Below are 25,371 nucleotides of genomic sequence, written 5' to 3'. Positions count from 1 at the left end.
CATGAAAAAACTGTTAATTGCACTGGCCGGGGCCGCCTGTCTCTTCACTCAGCTGCCCGCAAAAGCTGACCAGCTTCAGGATATCGAGAAGCGCGGCACCATTCGCATTGCCGTTCCGCAGGACTTCCCGCCGTTTGGCTCGGTGGGGACGGATCTGCAGCCGCAGGGCTACGACATCGATATGGCGCGCTATCTGGCGAAACAGATGAAGCTCAAGCTGCAGCTGGTGCCGGTGACCAGCGCCAACCGCGTGCCGTACCTGCAAACCGATAAGGTGGACCTGGTCATTTCCAGCCTCGGTAAAAACCCGGAGCGCGAGAAGGTAATCGACTTCAGCCGCGCCTACGCGCCGTTCTTCCTCGGCGTGTTTGGTCCGAAAGGGGCCGAGCTGAAGGACGCCGCCGCGCTGAGCGGAAAAACCATCGGCGTGACGCGCGGGGCGGTGGAGGACATGGTGCTGACCGGCCTGGCACCGAAAGACGCCAACGTGAAACGCTACGAAGACAACAACACCACGCTCTCGGCCTACCTCTCCGGCCAGGTGCAGTACGTGGCGACCGGCAACCTCGTGGTGGCGGCCATTTCGCGCCAGAACGCGGACAAAGCCCCGGTGCCGAGCTTTATGCTGAAAGACTCACCGTGCTTTATCGGCCTGAAGAAGAACGAACCGGCCCTGAAGGCAAAAGTGGATGCGCTGATTGAGCAGGGCATCAAGGACGGCACGCTGAACGGCCTGTCCGAGCAATGGCTGAAGGCCCCGCTGCCGGCAAACCTTGGCGCCTGAGCCGATGACGGAGCAACTTGATTTTTCAGCCCTCTGGCCGCACTGGCCGGAGCTGCTGGCGGGATTGTGGGTCACCATTCAGCTGACGGTAATGGCAACCGTCGGCGGGCTGGCAATCGGGATTTTCGGCGCGGCGATCCGCAGCGGACGCACCACCTGGTACAGCCGGATCTGGGGCGGCTACGTGGAGATCATCCGCAACACGCCGTTTGTGGTGCAGCTGTTTTTCATCGTCTTCGGCCTGCCGAATCTTGGCCTGAAGATGACGGCGGGGGAGGCGGCGCTGCTGGCAATGGTAGTGAACCTGGGCGCGTACAGCACCGAAATTATCCGCGCGGGCATTCAGGTCACGCCGAAAGGACAGTGGGAGGCCGGGCGCGTGCTGGGGCTGACCCGTCTGCAGACGTTTATTCGCGTGGTGCTGCCGCCCGCGCTGCAGCGCATTTATCCGGCGCTGGTGAGCCAGTGCATCATCGTGATGCTCGGCTCGTCGGTGGTGTCGCAGGTCTCGTATGAAGAGCTGACCTTCGCCGCTAACCTGATCCAGTCCAGAACGTTTTTGAGCTTTGAGGTCTATCTGGTGACAACCGGGATTTACTTAGCGCTGTCGATTACCCTGCGCCAGCTGATGATGGCGGCAGGACGCAAATGGCTGGGGGTGCAGGCATGATGACCACCTTTACCGACTGGGACATTATTCGCAACCTGCTGCTGGCCGGACGCTGGACGGTACTGCTGTCGCTGGTGGCGTTTGTCGGCGGGGCGGTGGTAACGCTGCCGCTCCTGCTGCTGCGCCTGACGGGCGGGCGCACGGTGAAGCGCATTATCCGCGGCTATATCGAGCTGTTTCAGGGCACCCCGCTGCTGATGCAGCTGTTCCTGGCCTTCTTCGGCGTGGCGCTGTTCGGCATCGACGTTTCGCCGTGGACCGCCGCCTCGCTGGCGTTAACCTTCTACACCAGCGCATTTCTGCTCGATATCTGGTACGGCAGCATTCGCGCCCTGCCGAAGGGGCAGTGGGAAGCCTCGCGCTGCCTGGGCCTGACCTTCGGCCAGACCCTGTTTCGCGTGGTGGCGCCGCAGGCGCTGCGCATCGGCATCGCCCCGACGGTGGGCTTTGCGGTGCAGGTGATCAAAGGCACCGCGCTGGCGTCGATTATCGGCTTCATCGAGCTGACCAAGGCCGGCACCATGCTGACCAACGTGACCTATCAGCCGTTTAAGGTCTTTGCGCTGGTGGCGCTGGGCTACTTTATTATGTGTTATCCGCTGTCGCGCTACAGCCGCTATCTGGAGACCAAATTCAATGCCTCTCATCACCATTAATCAGGTGCAGAAGTACTACGGCGATAACCACGTGCTCAAGGGCGTCGATCTGGATATCGATATGGGCCAGGTGATCTCCATTATCGGGCGCAGCGGATCGGGCAAAAGCACGCTGCTGCGCTGCATCAACGGCCTGGAAGGCTATCAGGACGGAAGCATCAAGCTGGGCGGCATGACCATTACCGACCGGGATTCTCAGGCGCGCGAAATCAGCCGCTCGGTGGGGATGGTGTTCCAGAGCTTCAACCTGTTCCCGCACATGACGGCGCTGGAGAACGTGATGCTCGCCCCGCGTCGGGTGCTGAAGAAAAGCGCCGCCGAATGCCGCGAACTGGCGCAGCGCATGCTGGAGAAAGTGGGGCTTGGCGATCGTCTGGATTACTACCCGTCGAGCCTCTCCGGCGGCCAGCAGCAGCGCGTGGCGATTGCCCGCGCGCTGGCGATGTCGCCTAAAGTTTTACTCTGTGACGAGATCACCTCCGCGCTCGACCCGGAGCTGGTGGGCGAAGTGCTCAAGGTGCTGGAGCAGCTGGCGGCCGAGGGGATGACCCTGATTCTCGTGACCCATGAAATGAATTTTGCCCGCGAAGTGGGCGACCGCGTGGTGTTTATGCACCAGGGGAAAGTCTGGGAGCAGGGCGACAGCAAAACGCTGTTCGCCAACCCGCAGACCACGGAACTGAAGCAGTTCATCTCCTCCGTGCGCGGCCTCAACTGATAAGGACTGAACAATGGATATCGCACGCTTTCCGCAAATCAACCCGCCCCAGCGCCTGCTGATGGGGCCGGGGCCGATCAACGCCGACCCCCGCGTGCTGCGCGCCATGTCGAGCCAGCTGATCGGCCAGTACGATCCGGCCATGACCCACTACATGAACGAGGTGATGGCGCTCTATCGCGGCGTGTTCCGCACCGAAAACCGCTGGACGATGCTGGTGGACGGCACCTCCCGCGCGGGAATTGAGGCCATTCTGGTCTCCGCCATCCGCCCGGGCGATGAGGTGCTGGTGCCGGTCTTTGGCCGCTTTGGCCACCTGCTGTGCGAAATTGCCCGCCGCTGCCGCGCGGAGGTGCATACCATCGAGGTGCCGTGGGGCGAGGTGTTCACCCCGGACCAGGTGGAGGATGCGATTAAGCGTATTCGTCCGCGCCTGCTGCTGACCGTGCAGGGCGACACCTCTACCACCATGCTGCAGCCCCTCGCGGAGCTGGGTGCGATCTGCCGACGCTACGACGTGCTGTTTTACACCGATGCCACCGCGTCGCTCGGCGGTAACGCGCTGGAGACCGACGCATGGGGGCTGGACGCCGTCTCGGCCGGGATGCAGAAGTGCCTCGGCGGCCCGTCGGGCACGTCGCCGATCACCCTGAGCGCGCGCATGGAGGAGGCGATCCGCCGCCGCAAATGCGTTGAGGAGGGCATTCGCACCGACGCCCACCGCGACGGCGACGAGGAGATGATCTACTCCAACTATTTCGATCTCGGCATGGTGATGGACTACTGGGGGCCGGAGCGCCTCAACCACCACACCGAAGCGACCACCGCGCTGTTTGGCGCCCGCGAGTGCGCGCGTCTGATCCTGCAGGAAGGGCTGGATAACGGCATCGCCCGCCACAGGCTGCACGGCGATGCGCTGCTGAAGGGCATTCAGGCGATGGGGCTGGAGACCTTTGGCGATCTGAAGCACAAGATGAACAACGTGCTGGGCGTGGTCATCCCGCAGGGCATCAACGGCGACCAGGTGCGTAAGCTGATGCTGGAGGATTTCGGGATTGAAATCGGCACCTCGTTTGGCCCGCTGCACGGCAAGGTGTGGCGCATCGGCACCATGGGCTACAACGCGCGCAAGGACTGCGTGATGACCACCCTGAGCGCGCTGGAGTCGGTGCTGAACTACCTGAAATTCACCACCACGCAGGGCGCGGCGATGCAGGCCGCGTGGGACCACTATCGCCGCGAGACGCCGCAATGAGCCCGGCGGCAGAACGGGTGATGGCCCGCGCCGACGCGCTGGCCGCCATCAGCGAAACCCCGGATGCGCTGACCCGGGTCTATCTCTCGGTGCAGCATCAGCAGGCCAACCAGCTGGTGGGGCAGTGGATGAGCCAGGCGGGCATGACCGTCTGGCAGGACAGCGTGGGCAACATCTGTGGACGCTATGAGGGGGCGCAGGAAGGGACGCAGGCGGTGCTGCTTGGATCGCATCTGGATACCGTGCGCAACGCGGGACGCTACGACGGCATGCTCGGGGTGCTCACGGCCATTGAAGTGGTGGACAGCCTGCATCAGCAGGGGGTGCATCTGGCGCAGGCCATCGAGATTGTCGGCTTTTGCGATGAAGAGGGCACCCGCTTCGGCATTACGCTGTTAGGCAGCCGGGGGCTGACGGGCACCTGGCCGCAGGGCTGGCTGGAAAAAACCGACGCCAGCGGCATCAGCGTGGCGCAGGCGATGACCCTGGCGGGGCTCGATCCTGCCCGCGTGTCGCATGCCGCAAGGCGTCAGGAAGATTTCAGCGCCTATCTCGAGCTGCATATTGAGCAGGGGCCGTGCCTTGAGCAGGAGGCGCTCGCGCTTGGCGTGGTGGAAGCCATTAACGGCGCCCGTCGCCTGAACTGTCGCTTCACCGGCGAGGCCGGACATGCGGGAACCGTGCCGATGCTCCACCGCAGGGACGCGCTGGCCGCCGCCGCCGAGTGGATGGTTATCATTGAAAACGCTACCCGACAGCAGGGCGGCAACCTGGTGGCGACGGTCGGGGAATTGCGCTGTCTGCCGGGAGCGGTCAACGTGATCCCCGGTGAGGTTCAGCTCTCGCTCGATATTCGCGGCCCGCAGGATGCACCGCTGGACAGGTTGCTCAACGACCTGCTGGAACATGCTCGGGCGATCGCATCGCGCCGCGGGCTGGCATTTAGCGCCGAGGAGTTTTACCGCATTGCCGCCACTGCGTGCGATCTGCACCTGCAGAACGTGCTGGGGGAGGCCGTCAAATCGGTTCAGGGACGCTCGCTGTCGCTGCCCAGCGGCGCGGGCCACGATGCGATTGCTATCGCGGAACGCTGGCCGGTGGGCATGCTGTTCGTGCGCTGCAGGGGCGGAGTCAGCCACCACCCGGCGGAATCGGTGATGGCTGAGGATGTTGCGCTGGCGATTGAGACGTTTTCGCGTGCGGTGATTCAGCTGGCGGATCGCGTTACTCCAGCCCCAGCGTATACTGCGCGATCTTGAAGTAGATAATCAGCCCGGTACCGTCGATAAGCGTCGCGATAAACGGCGCGGAGACGACCGCCGGGTCAATGCCGCAGCGCTTGAGCACCATCGGGATCACTGACGACACAATCGCGCTCCAGAGCGTAATGCATACCAGCGTCAGGCTGACGATAAGCGTGATTTCCAGCCCGATACCCATCATCCAGGCGCGGATGCACCCGGCAATACCGAGCGTCACGGCAATCATCAGCGAGGTGGTCATCTCTTTGCGCAGCACGCGGCCTACGTCGCGCAGATGCACTTCACCCAGCGCCATGGCGCGCACCAGCGTGGAGGTGATCTGCGTTCCGCTGTTGCCGCCCGTGCCGATCAGCAGCGGAATAAAGAACGCCAGCGCGATGGCAGACTCCAGCGCCTCTTCGAAGTGCTGGATCACCGAGCTGGTGTAGGCTTCCGCGACAAACAGCAGCAGCAGCCATACGGAGCGTTTCTTCCACAGGCTGAAGGCGCTGGTTTCCAGATAGGGCTTCTCCAGCGGCAGCGTCGCCCCCTGAAGCTGGGCGTCTTCGGTGACGTCATCTTCCAGCAGATGGGCGATTTCGCGCTCGGTCAGGCAGCCGACGAGCTTGCCGTGGGTGACCACGGGCACCACGTCCGCGTCGCCGTGGGCCAGAAGTCCGGCGACATCGGCTCGTTCATCTTCCGGTTTCACCTGCAAAAACTGCGAAATCATCAGGCTTTTAATTGGCTGCACGGTATCTGTGACCTGCAATAATTTGCGTACCGCAATCATGCCCGCCAGGCGTCCATGGTCTTCAATAAAAATATGCGACGGAATATCATCGTCTTTTAATTTTTCGAAGAATTGCTCGCGCGCCAGCGCCACGCATAATGAAACGTCGAGAACAATAAAATCGGTATTCATATATTGCGCGACCGCGCTGTCATTGAATGCCAGGTTGTGGTTGTGAATAGCGTAAGACATAGTGAATTCCCTTTGAATAATAAAATCTCTCAGGGGCGAGCAAGACAGGGCATGTCGGAAAGGAGATCCCCACGTCCTGGGTTCAGCACTGTACACCGTATCCCGCAAGGGAAGTTATACTGACAAAGCCTTGATTCGACAGTGCCTGTTTTACCCTGTGCCGGTTCTCTCGAACCCACCAGAGCGATAACGTGTATTTGTACAGGAGCCTCGCCATAACGAGATCGTTGTAAAGCGTGAGGAATAATACGCTTGTTTAAATTTATCGCTCAGGAAATTAAATAATGTTTAAGGAAGGTTTAGGTAAATCTTATTAATAAAATGTTGAGGGTTTATTTAAGGTTATTCCTTTTAAATGGAGGATTAATTAACGAGGGAAGGAAAATGGCGTGGTTTGATAATCTGCTGAATCATTTTGCGCTTTATCCGGCACATCTGTTCGCGCTGTTATTCGTAATGGCGCTGAGCAAGTCCACGGTGCTGATCTCCTCCGTGCTGCCGCCCGCCTCGGTGATGCTGCTGGCGGGCATCGGCGTCAGCCAGGGGAGCATGCACCCGGCGCTGGCGTGGCTCGCCGTGGTGCTGGGGGCAACGGCGGGATCGGTGCTGAACTACCATATCGGCCAGCTGATGGGGCATACCCGGCTGGTCGCGCGCTTTACGGCGAAGCATGCCGCTACGTTTTTACGGGTTCAGCATCAGCTGCAAAAAAACGGTGTCATCGTACTGTTTACGTCGCGCTTTCTGGCGGTGTTGCGTTATGTCGTGCCGCTGGCGGCGGGGATGCTCAGGCTGAACGCCGTCAAAGTTTACGCCGTCAGCCTGCTTTCCGCCTGTGCATGGGCGGCGCTGTATGTCGGCGCGGTCACCGGCATCAGCGCCTTTTGAGTTACAGACTCCCCATTCCGCCGTCCACCAGCAGCTCCGTTCCTACCGTGTAGCTCGACTCGTCGGACGCCAGATAAAGCGCGGCTTTTGCCAGCTCCGTCGTCGAGCCCATTCTGCCGAGCGGCACCAGCTTGATGATCTCCGCCATCATCGCGTTAAGCGCCTCTTCGCTTAAGCCCGTCTTCGTAAACGCCGGGGTTTCCACCGGACCGGGGCTCAGGCCGTTGACGCGGATCCCGCGCGGCAGCAGCTCCGCCGACAGCGTTCGCGCCAGCGACAGCAGGGCGGCCTTGCTCGCAGCATACACGCTGCTGGTGGGCAGGCCGATGCGCGCGCTCACGGAGCCGCAGAGGATCACCGAGGACGGGTTATTCAGCAGCGGCAGCAGCGCCTGAATTAAAAAGAACGGTCCCTTCAGGTTGATGCCCATCAGGCGGTCCCACGCATCCTCCTGCCAGGCTTCCAGCGGCGCGTGCGTCACATCGCCAGCGTTGAGAAACACCGCGTCCAGGCGTGGCCAGCGGGCGGCGAGAGTTTCCGCCAGCGCTTTTTGCGACGCGATATCGCCTGCGTCGGTTGGGATCACCCAGGCCTTATCGCCCAGAATGCGCTCTGCTTCGGCGAGGGTGTCCGGGTTGCGTCCGGTCACGGCGACGCGCGCCCCTTCGGCGATAAACGCCTGCGCGGTGGCAAGACCAATGCCGCTGGTGCCGCCGGTAATCAGCGTATATTTATCGGTTAAACGACCCATGTTCTTCTCCTGAAATGTCACTGGAGAAAGCACTATAGAAACGTTAGTATCGAAAGGAAACCAGGTACCAAATGGATACTAACGAGGCAAGAGGTGTGCTATGGCAGAAATGCTGGAGGTGTGCTGCGAAAAAAAATCTGAGGCGTATACCTGCCCGATGACGCAGTTTGTCAACCTGATATCCGGTAAGTGGGCGATCCCCATTCTCTATCGCCTGATTGTGTTCAACGCGCCCGTACGCTTTGGCGATCTGCTGCGTGCCGCTGCCCCCATTACGCAGAAAGAGTTGACGAAGCAGCTCCGCCTGTTTGAGCAGCGCGGGCTGGTGACGCGGACGGTCTACCCGGAGATCCCCCCGCGCGTGGAGTATCAAATTACCGAGCTGGGATTAACCCTCCAGGATGCGCTCTCGCCGCTGGCCGCCTGGATGAGCGAGTACGGCGACCAGCTTGAGCGTTAGGCTACTGTTTAACGTAGCGCGGTGCCGGAACCCCGGTGCGCGCGCTGTTAAACAGCTCAAGGCGCGCCGCTTCGTAGCGATCCCACAGGGCGGCGTCATGCATCGGCGGAATAGTGATCTGTTCGCCCTGATCCAGACCCGCCAGTGACGCATCGACCATATCATCGGTGGTCATCACAGACCCTTCCGGCAGATCGTTCACCGTAACCCCTGAATGGCTCCAGATCTCCGTCGCCGTCGCGGCGGGCAGCACGGCCTGAATGCGCACGCTGCTATCGGCAAATTCTTCCTGCAGTCCGCGGGTAAAGCTCAGTACCCAGGCTTTGGTGGCGCTGTACAGCGCGCTGCCCGCACGGACATGGAGCGATAACACCGAGGCGATATTGATCAGCGTCCCGCGATTGTTCTGCGCCAGGCGGGGCAGGATGGCGTAGGTCAGACGCATCAGCGCCGTGGTGTTGAGGGTGTTGATGGCCTGATGCTGCGCCACATCGCCCGCGAGGAACGGGGCCATCTGCGCGGTGCCCGCGTTGTTTACCAGCGTATCGATGGCGGTATTGCGGCGCAGTTCATTTTCCACGGCGCGGATCCCGGCTTCATCGCTGAGATCGGCCACCAGTATAGTGACGGCCACGCCATAGCGCGCGCGCAGGTCGGCGGCGAGGGTTTTCAGGCGATCCTCGCGGCGGGCGACCAGGACCAGGTTAGCGCCGCGCGCGGCCAGGCGATCGGCATAGACGGCCCCGATCCCGGAAGAGGCGCCGGTAATCAGGGCGGTGGTGATTTGCGTAGTCATCGTGTGTTACCTCAAAGCAAAGTGGGTTATTTGGTTTCAATATGAAACTGAATTAACTCTCTGCTATTTGGTTTTATAATGCAACCATTTTGCCGGGCATTTTGTGCTTTTGCCGTTGGGAACGATCAGGAGGGGAGTTTAGCCACGATCTCTTCAGGCGTCAGTTCGCGCCCATCGTCGGCGATAAGCGCCAGTTTACGCAGGGGTTTGCGCTGTTCACTATCGACGAGAACGGTGCCGCATTCGTTTTCCGCGAACAAAAATTCATTTCCCCACTGGGAGAGAGCAACCAGCACCGTCTGGAGCGCGCGTCCCTTGTCGGTCAGAACGTATTCCTGCCATGCGCTGCCGTCGGAGGCGGGCTGAAGCCGGAGGATGCCTTCATCGACCAGCAGCTTCAGCCGCGAGGTGAGCATGTTTTTTGCGATACCGAGGCTTTTCTGAAACTCGCCGAAGCGTTTAATCCCGCGCAGCGCGTCGCGAACGATCAGCAGCGACCACCAGTCGCCAATGATATCCAGCGAACGGGCGACGGGGCAGGTGCTCTCTTCAAGGCGGGTGCGTTTCACGGTCAGGTCTCCGGTGGGGTATGGTTTTATTATAAAACTAATTAGCGCCCACCGTAAGCACGTTAATCATCAGTTTGAGAAATGCTTCCCGAAAAAACTGTCACGAATCTGTCACACTCACTGGAACATTAAAAAAACGTGAGGAACGAGGGATGAGAAAAGCACTACTCGCAGTGGCCGTGGCAGGTACCCTTTCAATGACCTTTGGCGCACAGGCGCAGGAGACGCCGAAAGGCTATCAGCTGGAGCAGGTGTTAATCATGAGCCGTCACAACCTGCGCGCGCCGCTCGCTAACAACGGCAGCGTGCTGGAGCAGTCCACGCCGAAGCAGTGGCCGGAGTGGGACGTTCCGGGCGGTCAGCTCACCACCAAAGGCGGCGTGCTGGAAGTCTATATGGGCCATTACATGCGCGAGTGGCTGGCAGAGCAGGGGATGGTGAAGACGGGAGAGTGCCCGCCAGCAGATAGCGTGTATGCTTACGCCAACAGCCTGCAGCGTACCGTCGCCACCGCGCAGTTCTTTATTACCGGCGCGTTCCCGGGCTGCGACGTTCCTGTGCATCATCAGGAAAAAATGGGCACCATGGATCCGACCTTTAATCCGGTGATTACCGATAACTCGCCGGAATTCCGCGAAAAAGCGTTGAAGGCGATGGAGACCGAGCGGCAGAAAATGCAGCTTGGCGAAAGCTATAAGCTGCTGGAGCAGATGACAAATTACGCCGATTCCCCGTCCTGCAAAGAGAAAAAAGTCTGCTCCCTGGCGGACGCGAAAGATACCTTCAGCGCCGACTATGAAAAAGAGCCTGGCGTATCCGGGCCGCTGAAGGTGGGTAACTCGCTGGTGGACGCGTTCACGCTGCAGTATTACGAAGGTTTCCCGGCCGACCAGGTGGCCTGGGGTGAAATCAAGACCGACCAGCAGTGGCGCGTGCTGTCGAAGCTGAAGAACGGCTATCAGGACTCGCTGTTCACCTCCACCGAGGTGGCGCAAAACGTGGCGAAGCCGCTGGTGAAATATATCGATAAAACGCTGGTCACCGAACAGGCGAAAGCGCCTAAGATTACTCTGCTGGTAGGGCACGATTCGAACATCGCTTCACTGCTCACCGCGCTGGATTTCAAGCCGTATCAGCTGCATGACCAGCAGGAACAGACCCCGATTGGCGGCAAGATTGTCTTCCAGCGTTGGCACGACAAAAACAGCAATCAGGAGCTGATGAAAATTGAGTATGTCTATCAGAGCGCGGAGCAGCTGCGCAACGCCAGCGTGCTGTCATTGCAGTCGCCCGCGCAGCGCGTGACGCTGGAGCTGAAGGGCTGTCCGGTGGACGCGAACGGCTTCTGTCCGGTTGATAAATTCAATGCGGTGATGAATAACGCGGCGAAGTAAGAGAGAACCCCCCGCATGGCGGGGGGAAACGCTTAGACGTTTTTACGTTCGATGGTTTGCTCGCCCCAGAAGAGCGAGTCTTTGTCCGTTTTTTCGAAGGCGCGAATCAGCACTTCATCGTTGCCTTCTTCCCAAATCTGCTCGGCCAGCTTTTCGTCGTAGTTCGCGACTTCAAAGATGGCTTCGGCAATCTCCGGAGAGGTGTTGCGTAAACTTGCCCATTCGCCCACGTGGTGAGCTTTGGATTCCTGTGTTGGCATACTTTTCCTCCTGTTGGGTTAGCCGTTCAGTTTTTTAGCGAGACCCGCGACGTATTCACCCTGATAGCGGGCGATAGAGAGTTCTTCATTGCTTGGCTGACGTGAGCCATCCCCACCGGCAATGGTGGTTGCGCCGTACGGCGTCCCGCCGCGCACCTGAGAAACGTCAAACAGCTCCTGCGCGCCGTAGCCAATTGGCACAATCACCATCCCATGATGAGCAAGGGTAGTCCAGGTTGAGGTAATCGTCTGCTCCTGGCCGCCGCCGGTACCGGTAGAGCTGAATACGCTGGCGAGTTTGCCGTACAGCGCCCCGGATGCCCAGAGCCCGCCGGTTTGATCGAGGAAGGTACGCATCTGGCCTGACATATTGCCGAAGCGGGTCGGGGTGCCGAAGATAATGGCATCATACTCCGCCAGCTCCTGCGGGGTCGCGACCGGGGCATTTTGTGTTTTTCCCCCGGCTTTGGCGAACGCTTCCGCCTGCATGGTTTCCGGTACGCGTTTTACCACAACCTCAACGCCGTCCACTCTGTTTGCACCTTCTGCTACCGCGTGAGCCATGGTTTCAATGTGTCCATACATGGAATAATAGAGCACCAGAACTTTTGCCATTTTGCATCACTCCTCGTTGGTTTTTCTGACAGCGGATCGCTGCGTTCATTTAAAGATATGACATCACGGCCAGACTGCAAAAATGAACGGCATTTCTTTGATTTATAACAACATGGTTACAATAAGGTGCTGTAGCAAAATGAAACAACTTTCTGGTCGTCGAATTTTAAAATGATAAGAAAGGCTTATAGATTTCCGTCGCGTTATCTGACCCGAAAGGCGGATATCATGTTGCAGAATATTACCCGTGGCTTGCCGGATAGCCTCAGTCCACTAAGCTTAGTTTCACGCGGCACAGATAAAGGCCCTGTCCTTTAGCCGCGAGGTGAAAGAATCCTCTTTTACTGAATGCAATATGATGTCTAATGTTTCACACTCTGGAGGTTAGAGATGGCAAACCATCGTGGTGGTTCAGGTAATTTCGCTGAAGACCGTGAAAGAGCATCAGAAGCAGGTCGTAAAGGTGGCCAGTCTAGCGGGGGTAACTTCAAGAACGACCCTCAGCGCGCATCAGAGGCTGGTAAAAAAGGGGGTAAAAATAGCCACGGCAGCAATAAGTAGTACGCCGGGTTGACTCCCTGCCGCCGGGTTTCCCGGCGGTTTTTTTATGTCTGCAACATTGAACTGTAACCAAAGGCAACGCACACTACAGAATTGATCTCACTTGTTGGTGTCGCATGTCCGTCTCACGCTTTAAATTCTCCATAAAACCGCAGGAAGCCATCCTTATTCTCATCACCATGTTCTGGGGCGGGACCTTTCTTGCCGTCCAGTACGCGGTGACCCTCAGCGATCCGTTCTTTTTTGTCGGCCTGCGCTTTGCGACAGCGGCGATAGCCGTGGGGCTGATCTCCCTTAAAACGCTGCGGGGTCTTACGCTTAAGGAACTCAAGGCCGGCGTGGCGATTGGGGTTGCGATAGCGATGGGCTACAGCCTGCAGACGTGGGGATTGCAGACCATCTCCAGCAGCAAATCCGCTTTTATTACCGCCATGTACGTGCCGCTGGTGCCGCTGCTGCAATGGTTATGCCTCGGACGGCTACCGGGGCTGATGTCCTGCATTGGCATCGTGCTGGCGTTTATCGGCCTGATTTTATTAGCCGGGCCGGAAAATAACCTGCTGGCGCTGGGGCCGGGCGAGATCATTACCCTCGTCGGGGCCATTGCCATCGCGGCGGAAATTATTCTGATCAGCGCCTGGGCTGGGAAAGTGGACGTCAAGCGCGTGACGGTGGTGCAGCTCGCGACGGCGTCGCTGGTGGCCTTCGCGACGATGGTGCCGGCCGGGGAATCCGTGCCGCCGATGTCCACGGGGCTGGTGGTAGTCGCGCTGGGGCTTGGCATCTTCAGCGCCATTATCCAGGTGACCATGAACTGGGCACAGCGCAGCGTATCGCCAACGCGGGCGACGGTGATCTACACCGGTGAACCGGTCTGGGCGGGGATTTTCGGACGACTGGCCGGCGAGCGTTTACCGCTGCTGGCGCTGGTGGGCGCGGCGTTTATTGTCGCCGGAGTGCTGGTGAGCGAACTAAAGCTCAGAAAGCGGGGGCGTGAAGCGAGTCATTTGACTGCTGAAAAAGGTTTAGATTGAAAAAAAGCGCAACGTTACTTAGGATGTGTACGGATTAAAACCGTACACGGTGATGTAAACCATGCCAGCACTTAAAAAACAGCGTATCGATCTTCGCTTAACGGACGAAGACAAAACAATGATTGAAGAAGCGGCGGCGATGACGAATCAAACGATCACCCAGTTTATGGTGAACAGTGCGTCAGAGCGTGCTGCAGAGGTCATCGAGCAGCACCGTCGTCTCGTGTTAAACGAAGCCTCCTGGAATGCGGTGATGGATGCCATCGACAATCCACCAGAGCCAAATGAACGCCTGAAGCGAGCGGCGAAACGTCTTCGAAACATGGAGTGAAGCGTCGTGGATAATCTCACGATCGAAATGTTTTCAGAGGGAAAAGACTATGATTTCAGGGACTTCGATTGTGGTGAACCCTCGCTAAATGTCTTCCTCACAGAACATCTGGTGCGTCAGCACAATGGGCGTATTTTACGAGGCTATTTGCTTAAAGATCGCGATGGTCCGCGAGTCCTGGGCTATTACACGTTGTCTGGTAGTTGCTTTGAAAAAGCGATGCTGCCTTCTAAGACTCAGCAGCGTCGGATCCCTTATAGCAACGTACCGAGCGTAACGCTGGGACGTCTGGCGATACATAAAGACTTACAGGGGCTGGAGTGGGGAACGACGCTCGTCACGCATGCCATGCGGGTTGTCTATCTGGCATCGCAGGCGGTGGGTGTACACGGAATATTTGTTGATGCACTCAACGACCTGGCAAAACAATTTTATCTGAAGCAGGGCTTTATTCCGCTGACGGGTGAAAACAGCCATTCTCTTTTCTTTCCTACAAAATCTATCGAACGACTGTTTGAGCAGGTGTGATTGCCTGACATAAAGGTGTTCTTAGCGAACATAAAGGTCGGGTAAGGCGTCGCCGTCACCCGACATTGAGATTTCACGACTCCTGACGCACCACCTCGCCCTGCGGCGCAGCGGCCATCCGGCGACTCAGCAGGGCGTTAAGCAGGATCGCGCCGAAGGTCGCCGTACCAATCCCGCCAATCGTAAACCCGCCCAGCGTCAGGGCAAAATCGCCCGCGCCCAGCACCAGCGTGACGGCCACCATGATCAGGTTGCTGTTCTGGCTAAGGTCAACCCGATGCTGCACCCAAATGCGCGCCCCGGCCACGGCGATCAGCCCGAACACCACAATCGACGCGCCGCCGATGACCGGTGACGGAATGGTGTGGATCAGCGCGCCGAACTTCGGTGAGAAACCAAGAAGGATCGCCATTACCGCCGCCGCCACGAAGACCAGCGTTGAGTAGACCTTGGTCACCGCCATCACGCCGATGTTTTCCGCATAGGTGGTCACGCCGCTGCCGCCCACGGAGCCTGAGAGCATGGTCGCCAGCCCGTCGCCGACGAACGCGCGGCCCATGTACGGATCCATGCTGCGCCCGGTCATTCCCGCCACCGCCTTCAGGTGCCCTAAGTTTTCCGCCACCAGGATCACCGCCACCGGGGCGATAAGCATCATCGCCTGCGTGTTAAAGGTGGGCGAGGTCACCTGCGGCAGACCGAACCAGGCGGCCTGACGAAGCAGGGTAAAATCGACCGGCTTGCCCATGCCGAACACGTTCGCCAGCAGGGCGTAGATCAGACAGGCGACAATCAGCCCGACCAGGATCAGCAGACGCTGGATCATCCCGCGCGTAAAGACTGCCACCAGGCCGATGCACAGCACCGTGATCACCGCCATCCAGCTTTCAAACGGCGAAGCGGAGACGCTTTTCACCGCAATCGGCGCGAGGTTCAGGCCTATCGCCATCACCACCGCGCCGGTAACGACGGGGGGCATCATCCGTTCGATCCAGCGCGTGCCGATCTTCATCACAACGAGACCAATCAGGGTATAGACCAGCCCGCAGGCGATGATGCCGCCGAGGGCCACGCTCAGGTTGGGGTTGATCCCCTGGCCGTTAAAACCGGTAGTGGCGATCACCACGCCGACAAAGGCGGCGCTGGAGCCCAGGTAGCTGGGCACGCGCCCGCCGGTAACAAAAAAGAACAGCAGGGTGCCGATTCCCGACATCAGAATAGACAGGTTGGGATCGAGCCCCATCAGCATCGGCATCAATACCGTCGCGCCAAACATCGCGACTGCATGCTGGACGCCCATCACCATGGTTTGCCCGAGCGGGAGGCGTTCATCCGGCGCGACCACGCCTGCTTCAGTGAAGGTCGATTTCAACTGCCAGTGGGGAAATCCGAACATGGTCTGTCTCCTTTAAGCGCCTTAGCAGGCGGGTCGCATAAGCGCGTGGTAGCTGCGGTCAAACCACACCAGACCTTGCGGTGCGGGGTGGCGAATAATCGATACGATGTCGCAAAACAGAATGTCGTGAGTACCGACGCTGACCACCTGGCTGATGCGGCAGTCAAAGGAGGCCAGCGCATCCTCCAGACGCGGGCAGCCCGTGTCGCCCGTCTGCCAGCGGGCGGCGGTAAAGCGTTCCGCCATCGGCGTTTTGCCGCCAAACAGATTGGATAAAGGCTCCTGTCCGGCGCTCAGGGTATTCACGCACAGGGTGCGGTTTTCGCTGAACGTGGGCCAGACCGACGCGCCGCGGTTCAGGCACACCAGCAGGGTGGGAGGGGAATCCGTGACGCTGCATACCGCGCTGGCGGTAAAGCCCGCCATCCCCGCCGGGCCGTCGGTGGTGATGATGTTGACCGCCGCGCCGACGCAGGCCATGGCGTCGCGAAAGGTTTGTTTATCAGGTGTCATCACGATCGCTCCTTACGCCAGCCCGCAGGCATCGTCGAAGGTCAGGCGCGGCAGGCGCCCGTAAAGTTTGCGCGTATCGCCATAGCCAATGTTGATCAGCAGGTTGCTTTTAAGCGTTGTGCCGGTGAAAAAGGCCTCGTCGACCTTTTGTCGGTCAAAGCCCGACATCGGCCCGGTGTCCAGCCCCAGGGAGCGACAGGCGAAAATCAGATACGCGGCCTGCATAGAGCTGTTGCGAAAGGCCGTCTCTTCCGCCAGCGCGGGGCTTGCGGTAAACCAGCTTCTGGCATCGCCGTGCGGGAACAGCTCGGGCAGGCGCTCGTAGAATTCCCCGTCCCAGGCGACAATCGCTGTCACCGGGGCGGTAAGCGTTTTCTCGAGGTTGCCGCTGGAGAGCGCCGGGCGCAGCTTCTCTTTTCCCTCTGCGCTTCGCACAAAGACAATGCGCGTCGGTGAGCAGTTGGCAGACGTTGGGCCCCATTTCATCAGGTCATACATCTCGCGCAGCGTCTCGTCGCTGACCGGCATATCCAGCCAGCCGTTGTGGGTGCGGGCACCGGTGAACAGCGTTTCCAGCGCGGCGGGGGTAATGGCTTCGCTCATTAAAGCTCCTTATAAAGCGGGTTCAGGGCTGTGCAGCAGGCTGGCAAGCCCGTTCAGCAGCAGGGTGTTAAAGGTGTCCGGCTCGGTGACGTTGCAGGCATGTCCGCCCTGGCGCATGACCGTTTTGTGGGCGTGCGGGAGGGCGGCGTGCAGTTCAGCGGAACAGACGGACGGCACCAGCACGTCGTCGGCGGAACAGATAATGTGCACCGGGCAGCGAATATGTGCGGACTGGCGGCGGAAGTCGGCTTTTTTCAGGGCGCTGAGCCTGCGCAGCAGGTTGGTTTTACCCTGGAAATGGGCCAGCGCCAGCGCTTCTTCGGCCTCCAGACGCGGCGCGCGGGCGGCCATCCAGTCTGCCGGGTAGAGAAACAGCGGCTGCGCCTCGACCCACGCCTGCGCGCCGCCGGAATGCAGCAGCCGCTCGCGAACGTCAAAACAGCGGCGGGTGTGGGCATTGAGGGTCAGCCAGCCGTTGACGCACACCAGCGCGGTGAGGGCGTCGGGCCTGTCGAGGGCCAGCTGCAGGCCGACCAGCGCGCCGAGCGCGTGCCCGACGACGCTGTAGCGCGCAATGCCTGCGTCAGCCAGCGCCTGGGCGAGCTCGTCTGCCATCTGCGCAAGGCTGTAACCCTCCGGCAGGGTGTCGGGGTTATTGCCCGTTCCCCGCTGGTCATAGCACACCACCTGATACTCCGGCTCCAGCGCGGCCTGCTGGGGCAGCCAGTAGCTGCCGCTGCCGCCGAGACCGGAAATAAAGACCACCACGGGCGCACCCTCGTACGGCGGCGGCGAGACGGAAAGTTTCATGCCTGCCTCACTTCGCGATGTGCGCAACGGTGGCGATCTCAACCAGCGCGTCCGGTTTTACCAGCCCGCACTGAATGCAGAACCGCGCCGGTTTATCGCCGGGGAAGAACTCGGCGTAGATTTCGTTAATCGCGGCGTAGTTTCTCCAGTCGGTAATAAAGATGCTGTTGAAGGTCACGTCCTCCATGGTGCCACCCGCCGTTTCGATCACGGTTTTGATCGTCTCCAGCACGTGGCGGGTTTGCGCCTTTGGGTCGTTGATAAATACCACGTTGTTGTCTTTATCAAACGGCAGCGTGCCGGAGACATACACCACGCCGTCGGCAAGGGTACCGGGAACAAACGGGGCGATGGGCGTGCTGGTGCCCGGCGGGATGATTACGGATTTCGGCATCGTGTGTCTCCTCAGGCGATACGGGCGAGCGGAGGATTCAGGGCGTCGCAGAAATCCGCAACGTTACTGACCCAGCCAAAAAAGGTTTCGATATTGAACAGGGCTGCCTTTTGGGCGAATTCCGGCCCGGCCTGATGGGTCGCGTCTTCCAGCACCACGCCGAAATACTCGAGGAAAAAGCCGTCGCGCAGGGTCGATTCCACGCACACGTTGGTGGCAATGCCGGTGAACACCAGGTGGCGAATGCCCCGGCTGCGCAGCAGGCTGTCGAGCGGGGTGTTGAAAAAGCCGCTGTAGCGCGGTTTCGGCAGGACGATATCGCCCGCCTGCGGGACCAGCTCATCCACCAGCTGATAATCCCAGCCGCCTTTGGCCAGCAGCTTGCCCTGCAGTTCGGGCCGCTTGCGCATGGTTTTCAGGGCGTTCGACTTGTGGAAGTTGGGCGAGCCGGGGCCGCCTGCCTCGACGTACTGGTCATCCCAGCCGTTCTGGAACCAGATGATGAGCATGCCCGCCGCGCGCGCGGCGGCGACGGCGGTTTTGATGTTCTCGATCACAGGCCTTGTGGCGGAGACGTCGAACCCCGCCAGATCCAGATAACCGCCCTGGCTGGCATAGGCGTTTTGCATGTCCACCACGATCAGCGCGCTCTGCTGCGGCGCAAAGGTTATGGCTTCCGGGCGTGCGTTAAGGGTCGTCATTACGCCACCTCCTTCGTGACGGCAGGAATGTGGGCGCGGCACTGCATCAGCGGCTGGATGCGCTCGCCGAAGGTTTCCACGCCGGTGAGGAAATCATCGAAGGTCAGCAGGACGCCTTCCGCGCCGGGGACGGCCGCCACTTCGTCGAGCATTCTGGCGACGCTGGCATACGAGCCAACCAGCGTGCCCATGTTGATATTGACGGCGGAGGTCGGGTCGGCCATCTGACGCACGTTGGTGTCTGCGCCGGAGCGGGTATCCTTCTGGCTCTGCTCGGTAAGCCAGCTCAGGGCTTCGTCGTCAGCGCCGTCCTTATACCGCTCCCATTTGGCGCGCGCGGCGTCGTCGGTTTCGTCGGCAATGACCATTAACAGCACGTACGAGCCCACGTCGCGCCCGGTTTTGTCGGCGGCCTCCTTCATGCGTGCCGCGGTCGGGGCAAAGGCGGCAGGGGTGTTAACGCCTTTGCCGAAGCAGAAGTTAAAGTCGGCGTATTTCGCGGAGAATTCCATCCCCGCATCGCTCTGCCCGGCGCAAATTACCTTCATCGGTACCGACGGCTGCGGGCTGACGCGGCAGTCGTTCATGGTAAAGAAGTCGCCTTTGAAGTCGCTTTTGCCGGTGCCCCACAGGTCGCGCAGGACCTGCACGTATTCGGTCAGGTAGTCGTAGCGACGGGAGAAGTAATCGTCGCCCGGCCAGAGTCCCATCTGCTCGTACTCCGGTTTTTGCCAGCCGGTGACCAGGTTAACGCCAAAGCGCCCGCCGGAGATGGAGTCGATGGTGGAGGCCATGCGTGCCACGATAGCGGGCGGAAGGGTGAGGGTGGCCGCGGTGGCGTAGATCTGGATCCGCGAGGTAACCGCTGCCAGCCCGGCCATCAGGGTGAAGGACTCCAGGTTGTGATCCCAGAATTCGGTTTTGCCGCCAAAGCCGCGCAGCTTGATCATCGAAAGCGCAAAGTCGAAATGGTAGTGCTCCGCTTTCTGCACGATGGCTTTATTCAGCTCAAAGGTCGGCATGTATTGCGGTGCAGTGGTCGAGATAAGCCAGCCGTTGTTGCCGATGGGTACAAATACGCCAATTTTCATCACGAACCTCTCTTCATTACGTCGCAGGTGTAACGGTGTTTTAGCAAAGTCAATGCCAGTTTTGAAAATGGCAGTGTTATTAATGTGTTAATCAGAGGTTGGGGAATTGATGCCGCTAAATGTGGACTAAATGGTCAAAAACATTGCACAGAAAACAGGCACTCATGCGCGATGGGAGTGCAGAAGGTCGTGGCGAGGCGGGGGTTTTGCTATGCTGAGCGCAGGAAAGAAAATGGAGAGCGGAAATGACACAAGGCGCAGTGAAAACACCCGGAAAACGTTCGCAGGCGGTGAGCGCCAAGAAGCAGGCGATCCTCAGCGCCGCGCTGGAGACCTTTTCACAGTTTGGCATTCACGGCACGCGCCTGGAGCAGGTGGCGGAGCAGTCCGGGGTGTCTAAAACCAATCTGCTCTACTATTACCCGTCGAAAGAGGCGCTGTATGTGGCGGTGATGCAGCAGATCCTCGATATCTGGCTGGCGCCGCTCAAGGCATTTCGCGAAGAGCTGGCCCCGCTGGTGGCTATCGAGGAGTACATTCGCCTGAAGCTCGAGGTGTCGCGCGATTACCCGCAGGCGTCAAGGCTGTTTTGTCTTGAGATGCTGCAGGGCGCGCCGCTGCTACAGGCGGAGCTGACGGGGGATTTAAAGCAGCTGGTGGACGATAAGTCGGCGATTATCGCCGGATGGGTTGCCAGCGGTAAGCTTGCCCCGGTCGACCCGCAGCACCTGATCTTTATGATCTGGGCCGCTACCCAGCATTACGCTGACTTTGCGGCCCAGGTCGAGGCGGTAACCGGTAAAACGCTCCAGGACGAGGCGTTTTTCCAGAGCACCCTCGAAAACGTGCAGCGGATGATTATCGAAGGGATCCGCGCGCGTTAATTGCCCGGCGGGAGAGGGCAGCTTAAGTCGCCCTCTTCACACTGCATCAGCGAGGCCAGAAACGCCTCGCGCTCCACGGTTTTTTCCGCCAGGCACTGGTTAACAATCATTGGCTGGACGCTCCCGCCTTCCGTCCCCGAACCGATAAACGCGCAGTCCGCGTCGCGCAGGGTAATCCACGCCTGCTGCGCCTTTTTCAGCAGGTCGCGCTGGGGGGCCGCCGCGCGTTTGATGGCGGCCTGGTAGGTCTGGTTGAGTTTTTTATCGGCTGCCTGGTACTGCTGCGCGCTACAGGTATTCAGTTCAAGCTGGGTGGTCGCGTTGTCGCACTCGTTGGCCAGCGCGCCGGTGCTGAGCAGCAGTGCCGCACCGGCGATAAGATATCGTTTCATATACTCCCCAATAAAATAAGGCTCCGTCTCCGGAGCCTTATTAGCACAGCGTTAGCCGATTGTCATCAGGCTGGCGTTACCGCCCGCCGCCGCGGTGTTGACGCTGAGCGAGCGCTCCACGTACAGACGCTCCAGCAGCAGGTTGGTTTCCCCGCGGGCGAAGCCCTGCACGGAAACAATCGCCCCGCTGCGGGCCGCCACCTGCTCGCACAGCTCGCGCAGCTGGTCGGAATCACCGTGGTAGATCACCGCGTCAAACGGCTGGGTCAGCAGGGCATCGGCCTTCGCAAAGCGAATGCGGGCCGAAACCGCTTTCGGCAGCTGTTTGGCGAGATCGCGATGCAGCGCATCGTCCGGCCACAGCACTTCACACCCGGTGGCCATCGCCGCGGCTAGCTGTACCAGCGCGTCCTGCTCGTTATCCGCCACGCACAGTACGTGCTCGCGCGGCATCAGCGTCCAGGTGTTGCGCTCGCCGGTTGGCCCCGGCAGCAGACGCTGGGTACCGGCCTGCGCCAGCTCGCCGTACTGCTGCGCAATCGCACGCAGTTCAGGACGGTTATCAGCCCACTTAATCAGCGCCTCCAGCGGCTGGGTCAGCACGGCTTTCACCTGCGCGTCCACCGGATATTCAGCGTCCTGACGCGCCAGCGTCACGCCCAGGGCATTTTCCGGACGGTTCGCCAGCAGACGGTACAGGTAGAGCGGACCGCCCGCTTTCGGACCCGTACCGGAGAGGCCTTCGCCGCCGAACGGCTGCACGCCAACGACCGCGCCAACCATGTTGCGGTTGACGTACAGGTTGCCGACTTTGGCCGTGCCGGTGACCTGCGCAATGGTCTCGTCGATACGGGTATGCACGCCGAGCGTTAGGCCGTAGCCGGAGGCGTTGATCTGGTCGATAAGCGCGTTGAGGTTGTTACGGTTGTAACGCACCACGTGCAGCACCGGGCCGAAGACCTCTTTTTTCAGCTCGTCGAAGCTTGCCAGCTCAATCAGCGTAGGTGGCACGAAGGTGCCAGTCTGCCACTCGCGGGCATCTTCGCTGTTCTCGCGCACCGCCTGGAACACCGGGCGGCCTTTGGCGCGCATGGCCTGAATATGGTTTTCAATGTTGGCTTTGGCTTCCGCGTCGATCACCGGCCCGATGTCGGTGGTGAGACGGCCCGGGTTGCCCATGCGGCATTCCGCCATTGCGCCGCGCAGCATCTTCAGCGTGTGGTCAGCCACGTCATCCTGTAAGCACAGCACGCGCAGGGCGGAGCAGCGCTGACCGGCGCTGTCGAAGGCGGAGGCCAGCACGTCAACCACCACCTGCTCGGTGAGGGCGGAGGAGTCAACAATCATGGCGTTCATGCCGCCGGTTTCGGCGATAAGCGGGGTAGGACGACCCTGCGCATCCAGACGGGTGGCGATGTTGCGTTGCAGCAGGGAGGCCACTTCGGTCGAACCGGTAAACATCACGCCGCGCACGCGATTATCGGAGGTGAGTTTGGCGCCCACCGTTTCACCGCGCCCAGGCAGCAGTTGCACCACGCCCGCCGGAACGCCTGCTTCCAGAAGAATGTTGATGCCCTGGGCGGCAATCAGCGGGGTTTGCTCTGCCGGTTTCGCCAGCACGCTGTTGCCTGCGGCAAGGGCGGCGGCAATCTGGCCGGTGAAGATGGCCAGCGGGAAGTTCCACGGGCTGATACAGACCACCGGACCGAGCGGACGGTGCGTTTCGTTGTCGAAATCATCGCGCACCTGACCGGCGTAGTAGTGCAGGAAGTCGACCGCCTCGCGCACTTCGGCGATGGCGTTGCTGAAGGTTTTACCCGCCTCGCGCACCAGAATGCCGATGAGCTGCTGCATCTGATCTTCCATCAGCACCGCGGCACGTTCCAGAATGGCGGCACGCTCCTGCGGCGGGGTGGCGAACCAGATTGGGGCGTTATTCACCGCGCTCTCCAGCGCCTGTTCCACTTCCGCTTCCGTGGCTTCACGCACATAGCCGACGATGTCTTTTGGCTCAGCCGGGTTGATGACCGGCTGCATGTCGCCGTCAGCTACGGGCTGCTCCAGCATAGGTTTGGCCTGCCATTTCTGCAATGCGCTGTTGAGCAGGGCAGAGGAGAGCGACGCCAGGCGGTGTTCGTTCGCCAGATCCAGACCCGCCGAGTTGACGCGGCCCGCGCCGTACAGCTCGCGCGGCAGGGCAATTTTCGGATGCGGCAGACCAATCTGGCCTTCCTGCGCCGCCAGCTTCTCTACGGCCTGCACCGGATCGGCCACCAGTTCGTCGAGCGGCAGCGTGGTGTCGGCGATGCGGTTAACGAAGGAGGTGTTCGCCCCGTTTTCCAGCAGACGACGCACCAGGTACGCCAGCAGGGTTTCGTGGGTGCCTACCGGGGCATAGATACGGCACGGGCGGTTCAGCTTGCCGTCCGCCACTTTACCGGTCACCTGCTCGTACAGCGGTTCACCCATGCCGTGCAGGCACTGGAACTCGTACTGGCCCGGATAGTAGTTCTGCCCGGCCAGGCTGTAGATCGCCGCCAGGGTGTGGGCGTTGTGGGTGGCAAACTGCGGGTAGATCAGGTTCGGCACGCCGAGCAGCTTTTTCGCGCAGGCGAGGTAAGAGACGTCGGTGTAGACCTTGCGGGTATAGACCGGATAGCCTTCCAGACCTTCCATCTGGGCGCGTTTGATTTCGCTGTCCCAGTAGGCGCCTTTGACCAGGCGGATCATCAGACGGCGACGGCTGCGGCTGGCCAGGTCAATCAGGTAATCAATGACGAACGGACAGCGTTTCTGGTAGGCCTGGATGACGAAGCCGATGCCGTTCCAGCCCGCCAGCTCCGGCTCGAAGCACAGTTTTTCCAGCAGATCGAGGGAGATCTCCAGACGGTCAGCCTCTTCGGCGTCGATGTTGATGCCGATATCATACTGGCGCGCCAGCAGGGTCAGGGACTTCAGGCGCGGATAGAGCTCTTCCATCACCCGGTCGTACTGCGCGCGGCTGTAGCGCGGGTGCAGGGCGGAGAGCTTAATAGAGATGCCCGGACCTTCATAAATACCGCGACCGTTGGACGCTTTACCGATGGCGTGGATCGCCTGCTGGTAAGAGACCATGTAGGCCTGCGCGTCGGCGGCGGTCAGGGCCGCTTCACCCAGCATGTCGTAGGAGTAGCGGAAACCTTTGTCTTCCAGCTTGCGGGCGTTCGCCAGCGCTTCGGCAATGGTCTCCCCGGTGACGAACTGCTCGCCCATCAGACGCATCGCCATGTCCACGCCCTTGCGGATCAGCGGCTCGCCGCTCTTGCCGATAATGCGGTTCAGAGAGCGTGACAGGTTGGCTTCGTTATGGGTGGAGACCAGCTTGCCGGTAAACAGCAGACCCCAGGTGGCGGCGTTGACGAACAGGGACGGGCTGCGGCCGATGTGCGAATGCCAGTTGCCGTTGCTGATCTTGTCGCGGATCAGCGCGTCGCGGGTAGCTTTATCCGGAATACGCAGCAGCGCTTCCGCCAGGCACATCAGCGCCACGCCTTCCTGTGAGGAGAGGGAGAACTCCTGCAACAGGCCCTGCACCATCCCGGCGCGGCCGGTGGCGGTTTTCTGGTTGCGCAGCTTGTCGGCTAACTGATACGCCAGGCTGTGCGCCTGGGCGGCAATGGCTTCCGGCAGGCGGGCCTGCTCCAGCAGCATCGGCACGGCGTCGGTTTCGGCGCGGCGGTAAGCCCCGGTAATGGCGGCGCGGCTGACGGACTGCGGCAGGATCTGCTCGGCAAATTCGAGGAACGGCTGGTGGTTCTCTTCCATCGCCGTCGCGGCGTCTTCGCTTTCGTTCGCTGCGCCCGCCAGCAGGGCAGGCAGCTCCGGCAGGCCGTCTTCGCTCTCCAGCCTTTCCAGATAGTTAAAAATCGCCTGCTTGATTAACCAGTGCGGTGTGCGGTCAATGCGGGTTGCTGCGGTCTTAATCCGTTCGCGGGTCGCGTCATCCAGCTTAACCCCCATGGTGGTCATCCCCATGCCAAAACTCCTGTTGTTCTGTAATAGCGTTCTGTTGATAGCGTGAAATATCCACCATGTTGCAACTTTGTGCAACC

29 protein-coding genes and 1 riboswitch are annotated in these 25,371 nt (G+C 60.3%); of the genes, 14 read left to right on the top strand and 15 right to left on the bottom strand.

What is annotated here, in order from left to right:
• Position 1 precedes the first annotated feature (1 nt).
• The 6 genes from INF73_RS09165 to hpxK are packed head-to-tail and all read left to right on the top strand — an operon-like array spanning position 2 to position 5,342.
• Entirely contained in the window at positions 2–784 is a 783-nt protein-coding gene (locus tag INF73_RS09165) for a transporter substrate-binding domain-containing protein (RefSeq protein ID WP_041910577.1), read from the top strand.
• Between the two features lie 4 nt (positions 785–788).
• A complete protein-coding gene (locus tag INF73_RS09160) occupies positions 789–1,454 on the top strand; it encodes an amino acid ABC transporter permease (RefSeq protein ID WP_041912033.1) in 666 nt (221 codons plus the stop codon).
• Entirely contained in the window at positions 1,454–2,110 is a 657-nt protein-coding gene (locus INF73_RS09155; RefSeq protein WP_193540491.1) for an amino acid ABC transporter permease, read from the top strand. Before INF73_RS09160 ends, INF73_RS09155 begins: the two co-directional genes overlap by 1 nt.
• Positions 2,091–2,828, top strand: a complete 738-nt coding sequence (locus tag INF73_RS09150; protein WP_008499843.1) for an amino acid ABC transporter ATP-binding protein — start codon at positions 2,091–2,093, stop codon at positions 2,826–2,828. The genes INF73_RS09155 and INF73_RS09150 overlap by 20 nt, the downstream gene beginning before the upstream one ends.
• A gap of 13 nt (positions 2,829–2,841) precedes the next feature.
• Positions 2,842–4,083: an alanine--glyoxylate aminotransferase family protein gene (locus INF73_RS09145; RefSeq protein WP_193540445.1), complete on the top strand. Its 1,242-nt coding sequence runs from the start codon at positions 2,842–2,844 to the stop codon at positions 4,081–4,083.
• Positions 4,080–5,342: an allantoate amidohydrolase gene (gene hpxK, locus INF73_RS09140; protein ID WP_193540447.1), complete on the top strand. Its 1,263-nt coding sequence runs from the start codon at positions 4,080–4,082 to the stop codon at positions 5,340–5,342. The genes INF73_RS09145 and hpxK overlap by 4 nt, the downstream gene beginning before the upstream one ends.
• Here the strand turns inward: hpxK and INF73_RS09135 are convergent.
• Positions 5,308–6,309 carry a magnesium transporter gene (locus INF73_RS09135; protein ID WP_045630063.1) on the bottom strand — a complete coding sequence of 334 codons (1,002 nt, stop codon included), beginning with the start codon at positions 6,307–6,309 and terminating at the stop codon, positions 5,308–5,310. The two genes, hpxK and INF73_RS09135, sit on opposite strands and share 35 nt — an antisense overlap.
• A gap of 60 nt (positions 6,310–6,369) precedes the next feature.
• Positions 6,370–6,539: riboswitch (M-box (ykoK) riboswitch) on the bottom strand.
• Positions 6,540–6,693: 154 nt separating this feature from the next.
• Between INF73_RS09135 and INF73_RS09130 the strand changes: the two genes are divergently transcribed.
• On the top strand, positions 6,694–7,197 hold the full coding sequence (locus tag INF73_RS09130; protein ID WP_041910556.1) for a DedA family protein: 504 nt from the start codon (positions 6,694–6,696) through the stop codon (positions 7,195–7,197).
• Between the two features lies 1 nt (position 7,198).
• On the opposite strand, the gene INF73_RS09125 is transcribed toward INF73_RS09130, so the two are convergent.
• Positions 7,199–7,948 (bottom strand): SDR family oxidoreductase, encoded by a 750-nt coding sequence (locus INF73_RS09125; protein WP_063930851.1) that lies wholly within the window; start codon positions 7,946–7,948, stop codon positions 7,199–7,201.
• 100 nt (positions 7,949–8,048) lie between these two features.
• Here INF73_RS09125 and INF73_RS09120 point away from each other — a divergent pair, with 100 nt between their 5' ends.
• A complete protein-coding gene (locus INF73_RS09120; protein WP_193540449.1) occupies positions 8,049–8,408 on the top strand; it encodes a helix-turn-helix domain-containing protein in 360 nt (119 codons plus the stop codon).
• Between the two features lies 1 nt (position 8,409).
• Here the strand turns inward: INF73_RS09120 and INF73_RS09115 are convergent, their stop codons facing one another.
• Positions 8,410–9,204: an SDR family oxidoreductase gene (locus INF73_RS09115; protein WP_193540451.1), complete on the bottom strand. Its 795-nt coding sequence runs from the start codon at positions 9,202–9,204 to the stop codon at positions 8,410–8,412.
• Between the two features lie 125 nt (positions 9,205–9,329).
• Complete coding sequence (locus INF73_RS09110) at positions 9,330–9,773, bottom strand: helix-turn-helix domain-containing protein (protein ID WP_028012647.1); 444 nt, start codon at positions 9,771–9,773, stop codon at positions 9,330–9,332.
• A gap of 152 nt (positions 9,774–9,925) precedes the next feature.
• Here INF73_RS09110 and agp point away from each other — a divergent pair, with 152 nt between their 5' ends.
• A complete protein-coding gene (gene agp, locus INF73_RS09105) occupies positions 9,926–11,167 on the top strand; it encodes a bifunctional glucose-1-phosphatase/inositol phosphatase (protein WP_193540453.1) in 1,242 nt (413 codons plus the stop codon).
• Between the two features lie 32 nt (positions 11,168–11,199).
• Here agp and INF73_RS09100 read toward each other — a convergent pair whose 3' ends face one another.
• Positions 11,200–11,427 carry a YccJ family protein gene (locus INF73_RS09100; RefSeq protein WP_028012649.1) on the bottom strand — a complete coding sequence of 76 codons (228 nt, stop codon included), beginning with the start codon at positions 11,425–11,427 and terminating at the stop codon, positions 11,200–11,202.
• An 18-nt stretch (positions 11,428–11,445) separates the two neighbouring features.
• Positions 11,446–12,042: an NAD(P)H:quinone oxidoreductase gene (gene wrbA, locus INF73_RS09095; protein ID WP_041910554.1), complete on the bottom strand. Its 597-nt coding sequence runs from the start codon at positions 12,040–12,042 to the stop codon at positions 11,446–11,448.
• Positions 12,043–12,432: 390 nt separating this feature from the next.
• Here wrbA and INF73_RS09090 point away from each other — a divergent pair, with 390 nt between their 5' ends.
• From INF73_RS09090 to INF73_RS09075, 4 genes are all read left to right on the top strand, one after another.
• On the top strand, positions 12,433–12,603 hold the full coding sequence (locus INF73_RS09090) for a general stress protein (RefSeq protein ID WP_001273664.1): 171 nt from the start codon (positions 12,433–12,435) through the stop codon (positions 12,601–12,603).
• 116 nt (positions 12,604–12,719) lie between these two features.
• Complete coding sequence (locus INF73_RS09085; RefSeq protein WP_048959637.1) at positions 12,720–13,637, top strand: DMT family transporter; 918 nt, start codon at positions 12,720–12,722, stop codon at positions 13,635–13,637.
• A 61-nt stretch (positions 13,638–13,698) separates the two neighbouring features.
• Positions 13,699–13,968, top strand: coding sequence for a DUF1778 domain-containing protein (locus INF73_RS09080; protein ID WP_008499829.1), 270 nt, complete (start codon positions 13,699–13,701; stop codon positions 13,966–13,968).
• Positions 13,969–13,974: 6 nt separating this feature from the next.
• The gene (locus tag INF73_RS09075) at positions 13,975–14,496 is read left to right on the top strand and encodes a GNAT family N-acetyltransferase (RefSeq protein WP_028012652.1); all 522 of its coding nucleotides are present in this window, start codon (positions 13,975–13,977) and stop codon (positions 14,494–14,496) included.
• Positions 14,497–14,569: 73 nt separating this feature from the next.
• Here the strand turns inward: INF73_RS09075 and rutG are convergent, their stop codons facing one another.
• From rutG to rutA, 7 genes are read right to left on the bottom strand one after another with little or no spacing between them, the layout of a single operon-like run.
• On the bottom strand, positions 14,570–15,892 hold the full coding sequence (rutG, locus tag INF73_RS09070) for a pyrimidine utilization transport protein G (protein WP_193540455.1): 1,323 nt from the start codon (positions 15,890–15,892) through the stop codon (positions 14,570–14,572).
• A gap of 21 nt (positions 15,893–15,913) precedes the next feature.
• Positions 15,914–16,405 carry an NADH-dependent FMN reductase RutF gene (gene rutF, locus INF73_RS09065; RefSeq protein ID WP_032644856.1) on the bottom strand — a complete coding sequence of 164 codons (492 nt, stop codon included), beginning with the start codon at positions 16,403–16,405 and terminating at the stop codon, positions 15,914–15,916.
• A 12-nt stretch (positions 16,406–16,417) separates the two neighbouring features.
• A complete protein-coding gene (locus tag INF73_RS09060; protein ID WP_193540457.1) occupies positions 16,418–17,008 on the bottom strand; it encodes a malonic semialdehyde reductase in 591 nt (196 codons plus the stop codon).
• A 9-nt stretch (positions 17,009–17,017) separates the two neighbouring features.
• Positions 17,018–17,818 carry a pyrimidine utilization protein D gene (gene rutD / locus INF73_RS09055; RefSeq protein WP_193540459.1) on the bottom strand — a complete coding sequence of 267 codons (801 nt, stop codon included), beginning with the start codon at positions 17,816–17,818 and terminating at the stop codon, positions 17,018–17,020.
• A gap of 7 nt (positions 17,819–17,825) precedes the next feature.
• Entirely contained in the window at positions 17,826–18,212 is a 387-nt protein-coding gene (gene rutC / locus INF73_RS09050; RefSeq protein WP_193540461.1) for a pyrimidine utilization protein C, read from the bottom strand.
• An 11-nt stretch (positions 18,213–18,223) separates the two neighbouring features.
• The gene (gene rutB / locus INF73_RS09045) at positions 18,224–18,913 is read right to left on the bottom strand and encodes a pyrimidine utilization protein B (RefSeq protein WP_028012657.1); all 690 of its coding nucleotides are present in this window, start codon (positions 18,911–18,913) and stop codon (positions 18,224–18,226) included.
• The gene (rutA, locus tag INF73_RS09040; protein WP_193540463.1) at positions 18,913–20,004 is read right to left on the bottom strand and encodes a pyrimidine utilization protein A; all 1,092 of its coding nucleotides are present in this window, start codon (positions 20,002–20,004) and stop codon (positions 18,913–18,915) included. Before rutA ends, rutB begins: the two co-directional genes overlap by 1 nt.
• A gap of 245 nt (positions 20,005–20,249) precedes the next feature.
• Between rutA and rutR the strand changes: the two genes are divergently transcribed.
• Complete coding sequence (gene rutR, locus INF73_RS09035; protein ID WP_193540465.1) at positions 20,250–20,888, top strand: HTH-type transcriptional regulator RutR; 639 nt, start codon at positions 20,250–20,252, stop codon at positions 20,886–20,888.
• Here the strand turns inward: rutR and INF73_RS09030 are convergent.
• Together INF73_RS09030 and putA are read right to left on the bottom strand one after the other, a co-directional pair.
• Entirely contained in the window at positions 20,885–21,280 is a 396-nt protein-coding gene (locus INF73_RS09030) for a lysozyme inhibitor LprI family protein (RefSeq protein ID WP_069732500.1), read from the bottom strand. The genes rutR and INF73_RS09030 overlap by 4 nt on opposite strands.
• 51 nt (positions 21,281–21,331) lie before the next feature.
• Complete coding sequence (gene putA / locus INF73_RS09025; protein WP_193540468.1) at positions 21,332–25,294, bottom strand: trifunctional transcriptional regulator/proline dehydrogenase/L-glutamate gamma-semialdehyde dehydrogenase; 3,963 nt, start codon at positions 25,292–25,294, stop codon at positions 21,332–21,334.
• Between the last annotated feature and the right edge of the window lie 77 nt (positions 25,295–25,371).

The organism is Enterobacter cloacae complex sp. P6RS (assembly GCF_014982245.1).
Classification (GTDB): domain Bacteria; phylum Pseudomonadota; class Gammaproteobacteria; order Enterobacterales; family Enterobacteriaceae; genus Enterobacter; species Enterobacter bugandensis.
This window is presented reverse-complemented; position numbering and strand designations above follow the sequence as displayed.

Coding starts and splice junctions, on each gene's coding strand:
- INF73_RS09165 (WP_041910577.1), top strand. CDS start 2: ATGAAAAAACTGTTAATTGCACTGGCCGGGGCCGCCTGTCTCTTCACT.
- INF73_RS09160 (WP_041912033.1), top strand. CDS start 789: ATGACGGAGCAACTTGATTTTTCAGCCCTCTGGCCGCACTGGCCGGAG.
- INF73_RS09155 (WP_193540491.1), top strand. CDS start 1,454: ATGACCACCTTTACCGACTGGGACATTATTCGCAACCTGCTGCTGGCC.
- INF73_RS09150 (WP_008499843.1), top strand. CDS start 2,091: ATGCCTCTCATCACCATTAATCAGGTGCAGAAGTACTACGGCGATAAC.
- INF73_RS09145 (WP_193540445.1), top strand. CDS start 2,842: ATGGATATCGCACGCTTTCCGCAAATCAACCCGCCCCAGCGCCTGCTG.
- hpxK (WP_193540447.1), top strand. CDS start 4,080: ATGAGCCCGGCGGCAGAACGGGTGATGGCCCGCGCCGACGCGCTGGCC.
- INF73_RS09135 (WP_045630063.1), bottom strand. CDS start 6,309: ATGTCTTACGCTATTCACAACCACAACCTGGCATTCAATGACAGCGCG.
- INF73_RS09130 (WP_041910556.1), top strand. CDS start 6,694: ATGGCGTGGTTTGATAATCTGCTGAATCATTTTGCGCTTTATCCGGCA.
- INF73_RS09125 (WP_063930851.1), bottom strand. CDS start 7,948: ATGGGTCGTTTAACCGATAAATATACGCTGATTACCGGCGGCACCAGC.
- INF73_RS09120 (WP_193540449.1), top strand. CDS start 8,049: ATGGCAGAAATGCTGGAGGTGTGCTGCGAAAAAAAATCTGAGGCGTAT.
- INF73_RS09115 (WP_193540451.1), bottom strand. CDS start 9,204: ATGACTACGCAAATCACCACCGCCCTGATTACCGGCGCCTCTTCCGGG.
- agp (WP_193540453.1), top strand. CDS start 9,926: ATGAGAAAAGCACTACTCGCAGTGGCCGTGGCAGGTACCCTTTCAATG.
- INF73_RS09100 (WP_028012649.1), bottom strand. CDS start 11,427: ATGCCAACACAGGAATCCAAAGCTCACCACGTGGGCGAATGGGCAAGT.
- wrbA (WP_041910554.1), bottom strand. CDS start 12,042: ATGGCAAAAGTTCTGGTGCTCTATTATTCCATGTATGGACACATTGAA.
- INF73_RS09090 (WP_001273664.1), top strand. CDS start 12,433: ATGGCAAACCATCGTGGTGGTTCAGGTAATTTCGCTGAAGACCGTGAA.
- INF73_RS09085 (WP_048959637.1), top strand. CDS start 12,720: ATGTCCGTCTCACGCTTTAAATTCTCCATAAAACCGCAGGAAGCCATC.
- INF73_RS09080 (WP_008499829.1), top strand. CDS start 13,699: ATGCCAGCACTTAAAAAACAGCGTATCGATCTTCGCTTAACGGACGAA.
- rutG (WP_193540455.1), bottom strand. CDS start 15,892: ATGTTCGGATTTCCCCACTGGCAGTTGAAATCGACCTTCACTGAAGCA.
- rutF (WP_032644856.1), bottom strand. CDS start 16,405: ATGACACCTGATAAACAAACCTTTCGCGACGCCATGGCCTGCGTCGGC.
- INF73_RS09060 (WP_193540457.1), bottom strand. CDS start 17,008: ATGAGCGAAGCCATTACCCCCGCCGCGCTGGAAACGCTGTTCACCGGT.
- rutD (WP_193540459.1), bottom strand. CDS start 17,818: ATGAAACTTTCCGTCTCGCCGCCGCCGTACGAGGGTGCGCCCGTGGTG.
- rutC (WP_193540461.1), bottom strand. CDS start 18,212: ATGCCGAAATCCGTAATCATCCCGCCGGGCACCAGCACGCCCATCGCC.
- rutB (WP_028012657.1), bottom strand. CDS start 18,913: ATGACGACCCTTAACGCACGCCCGGAAGCCATAACCTTTGCGCCGCAG.
- rutA (WP_193540463.1), bottom strand. CDS start 20,004: ATGAAAATTGGCGTATTTGTACCCATCGGCAACAACGGCTGGCTTATC.
- rutR (WP_193540465.1), top strand. CDS start 20,250: ATGACACAAGGCGCAGTGAAAACACCCGGAAAACGTTCGCAGGCGGTG.
- INF73_RS09030 (WP_069732500.1), bottom strand. CDS start 21,280: ATGAAACGATATCTTATCGCCGGTGCGGCACTGCTGCTCAGCACCGGC.
- putA (WP_193540468.1), bottom strand. CDS start 25,294: ATGGGGATGACCACCATGGGGGTTAAGCTGGATGACGCGACCCGCGAA.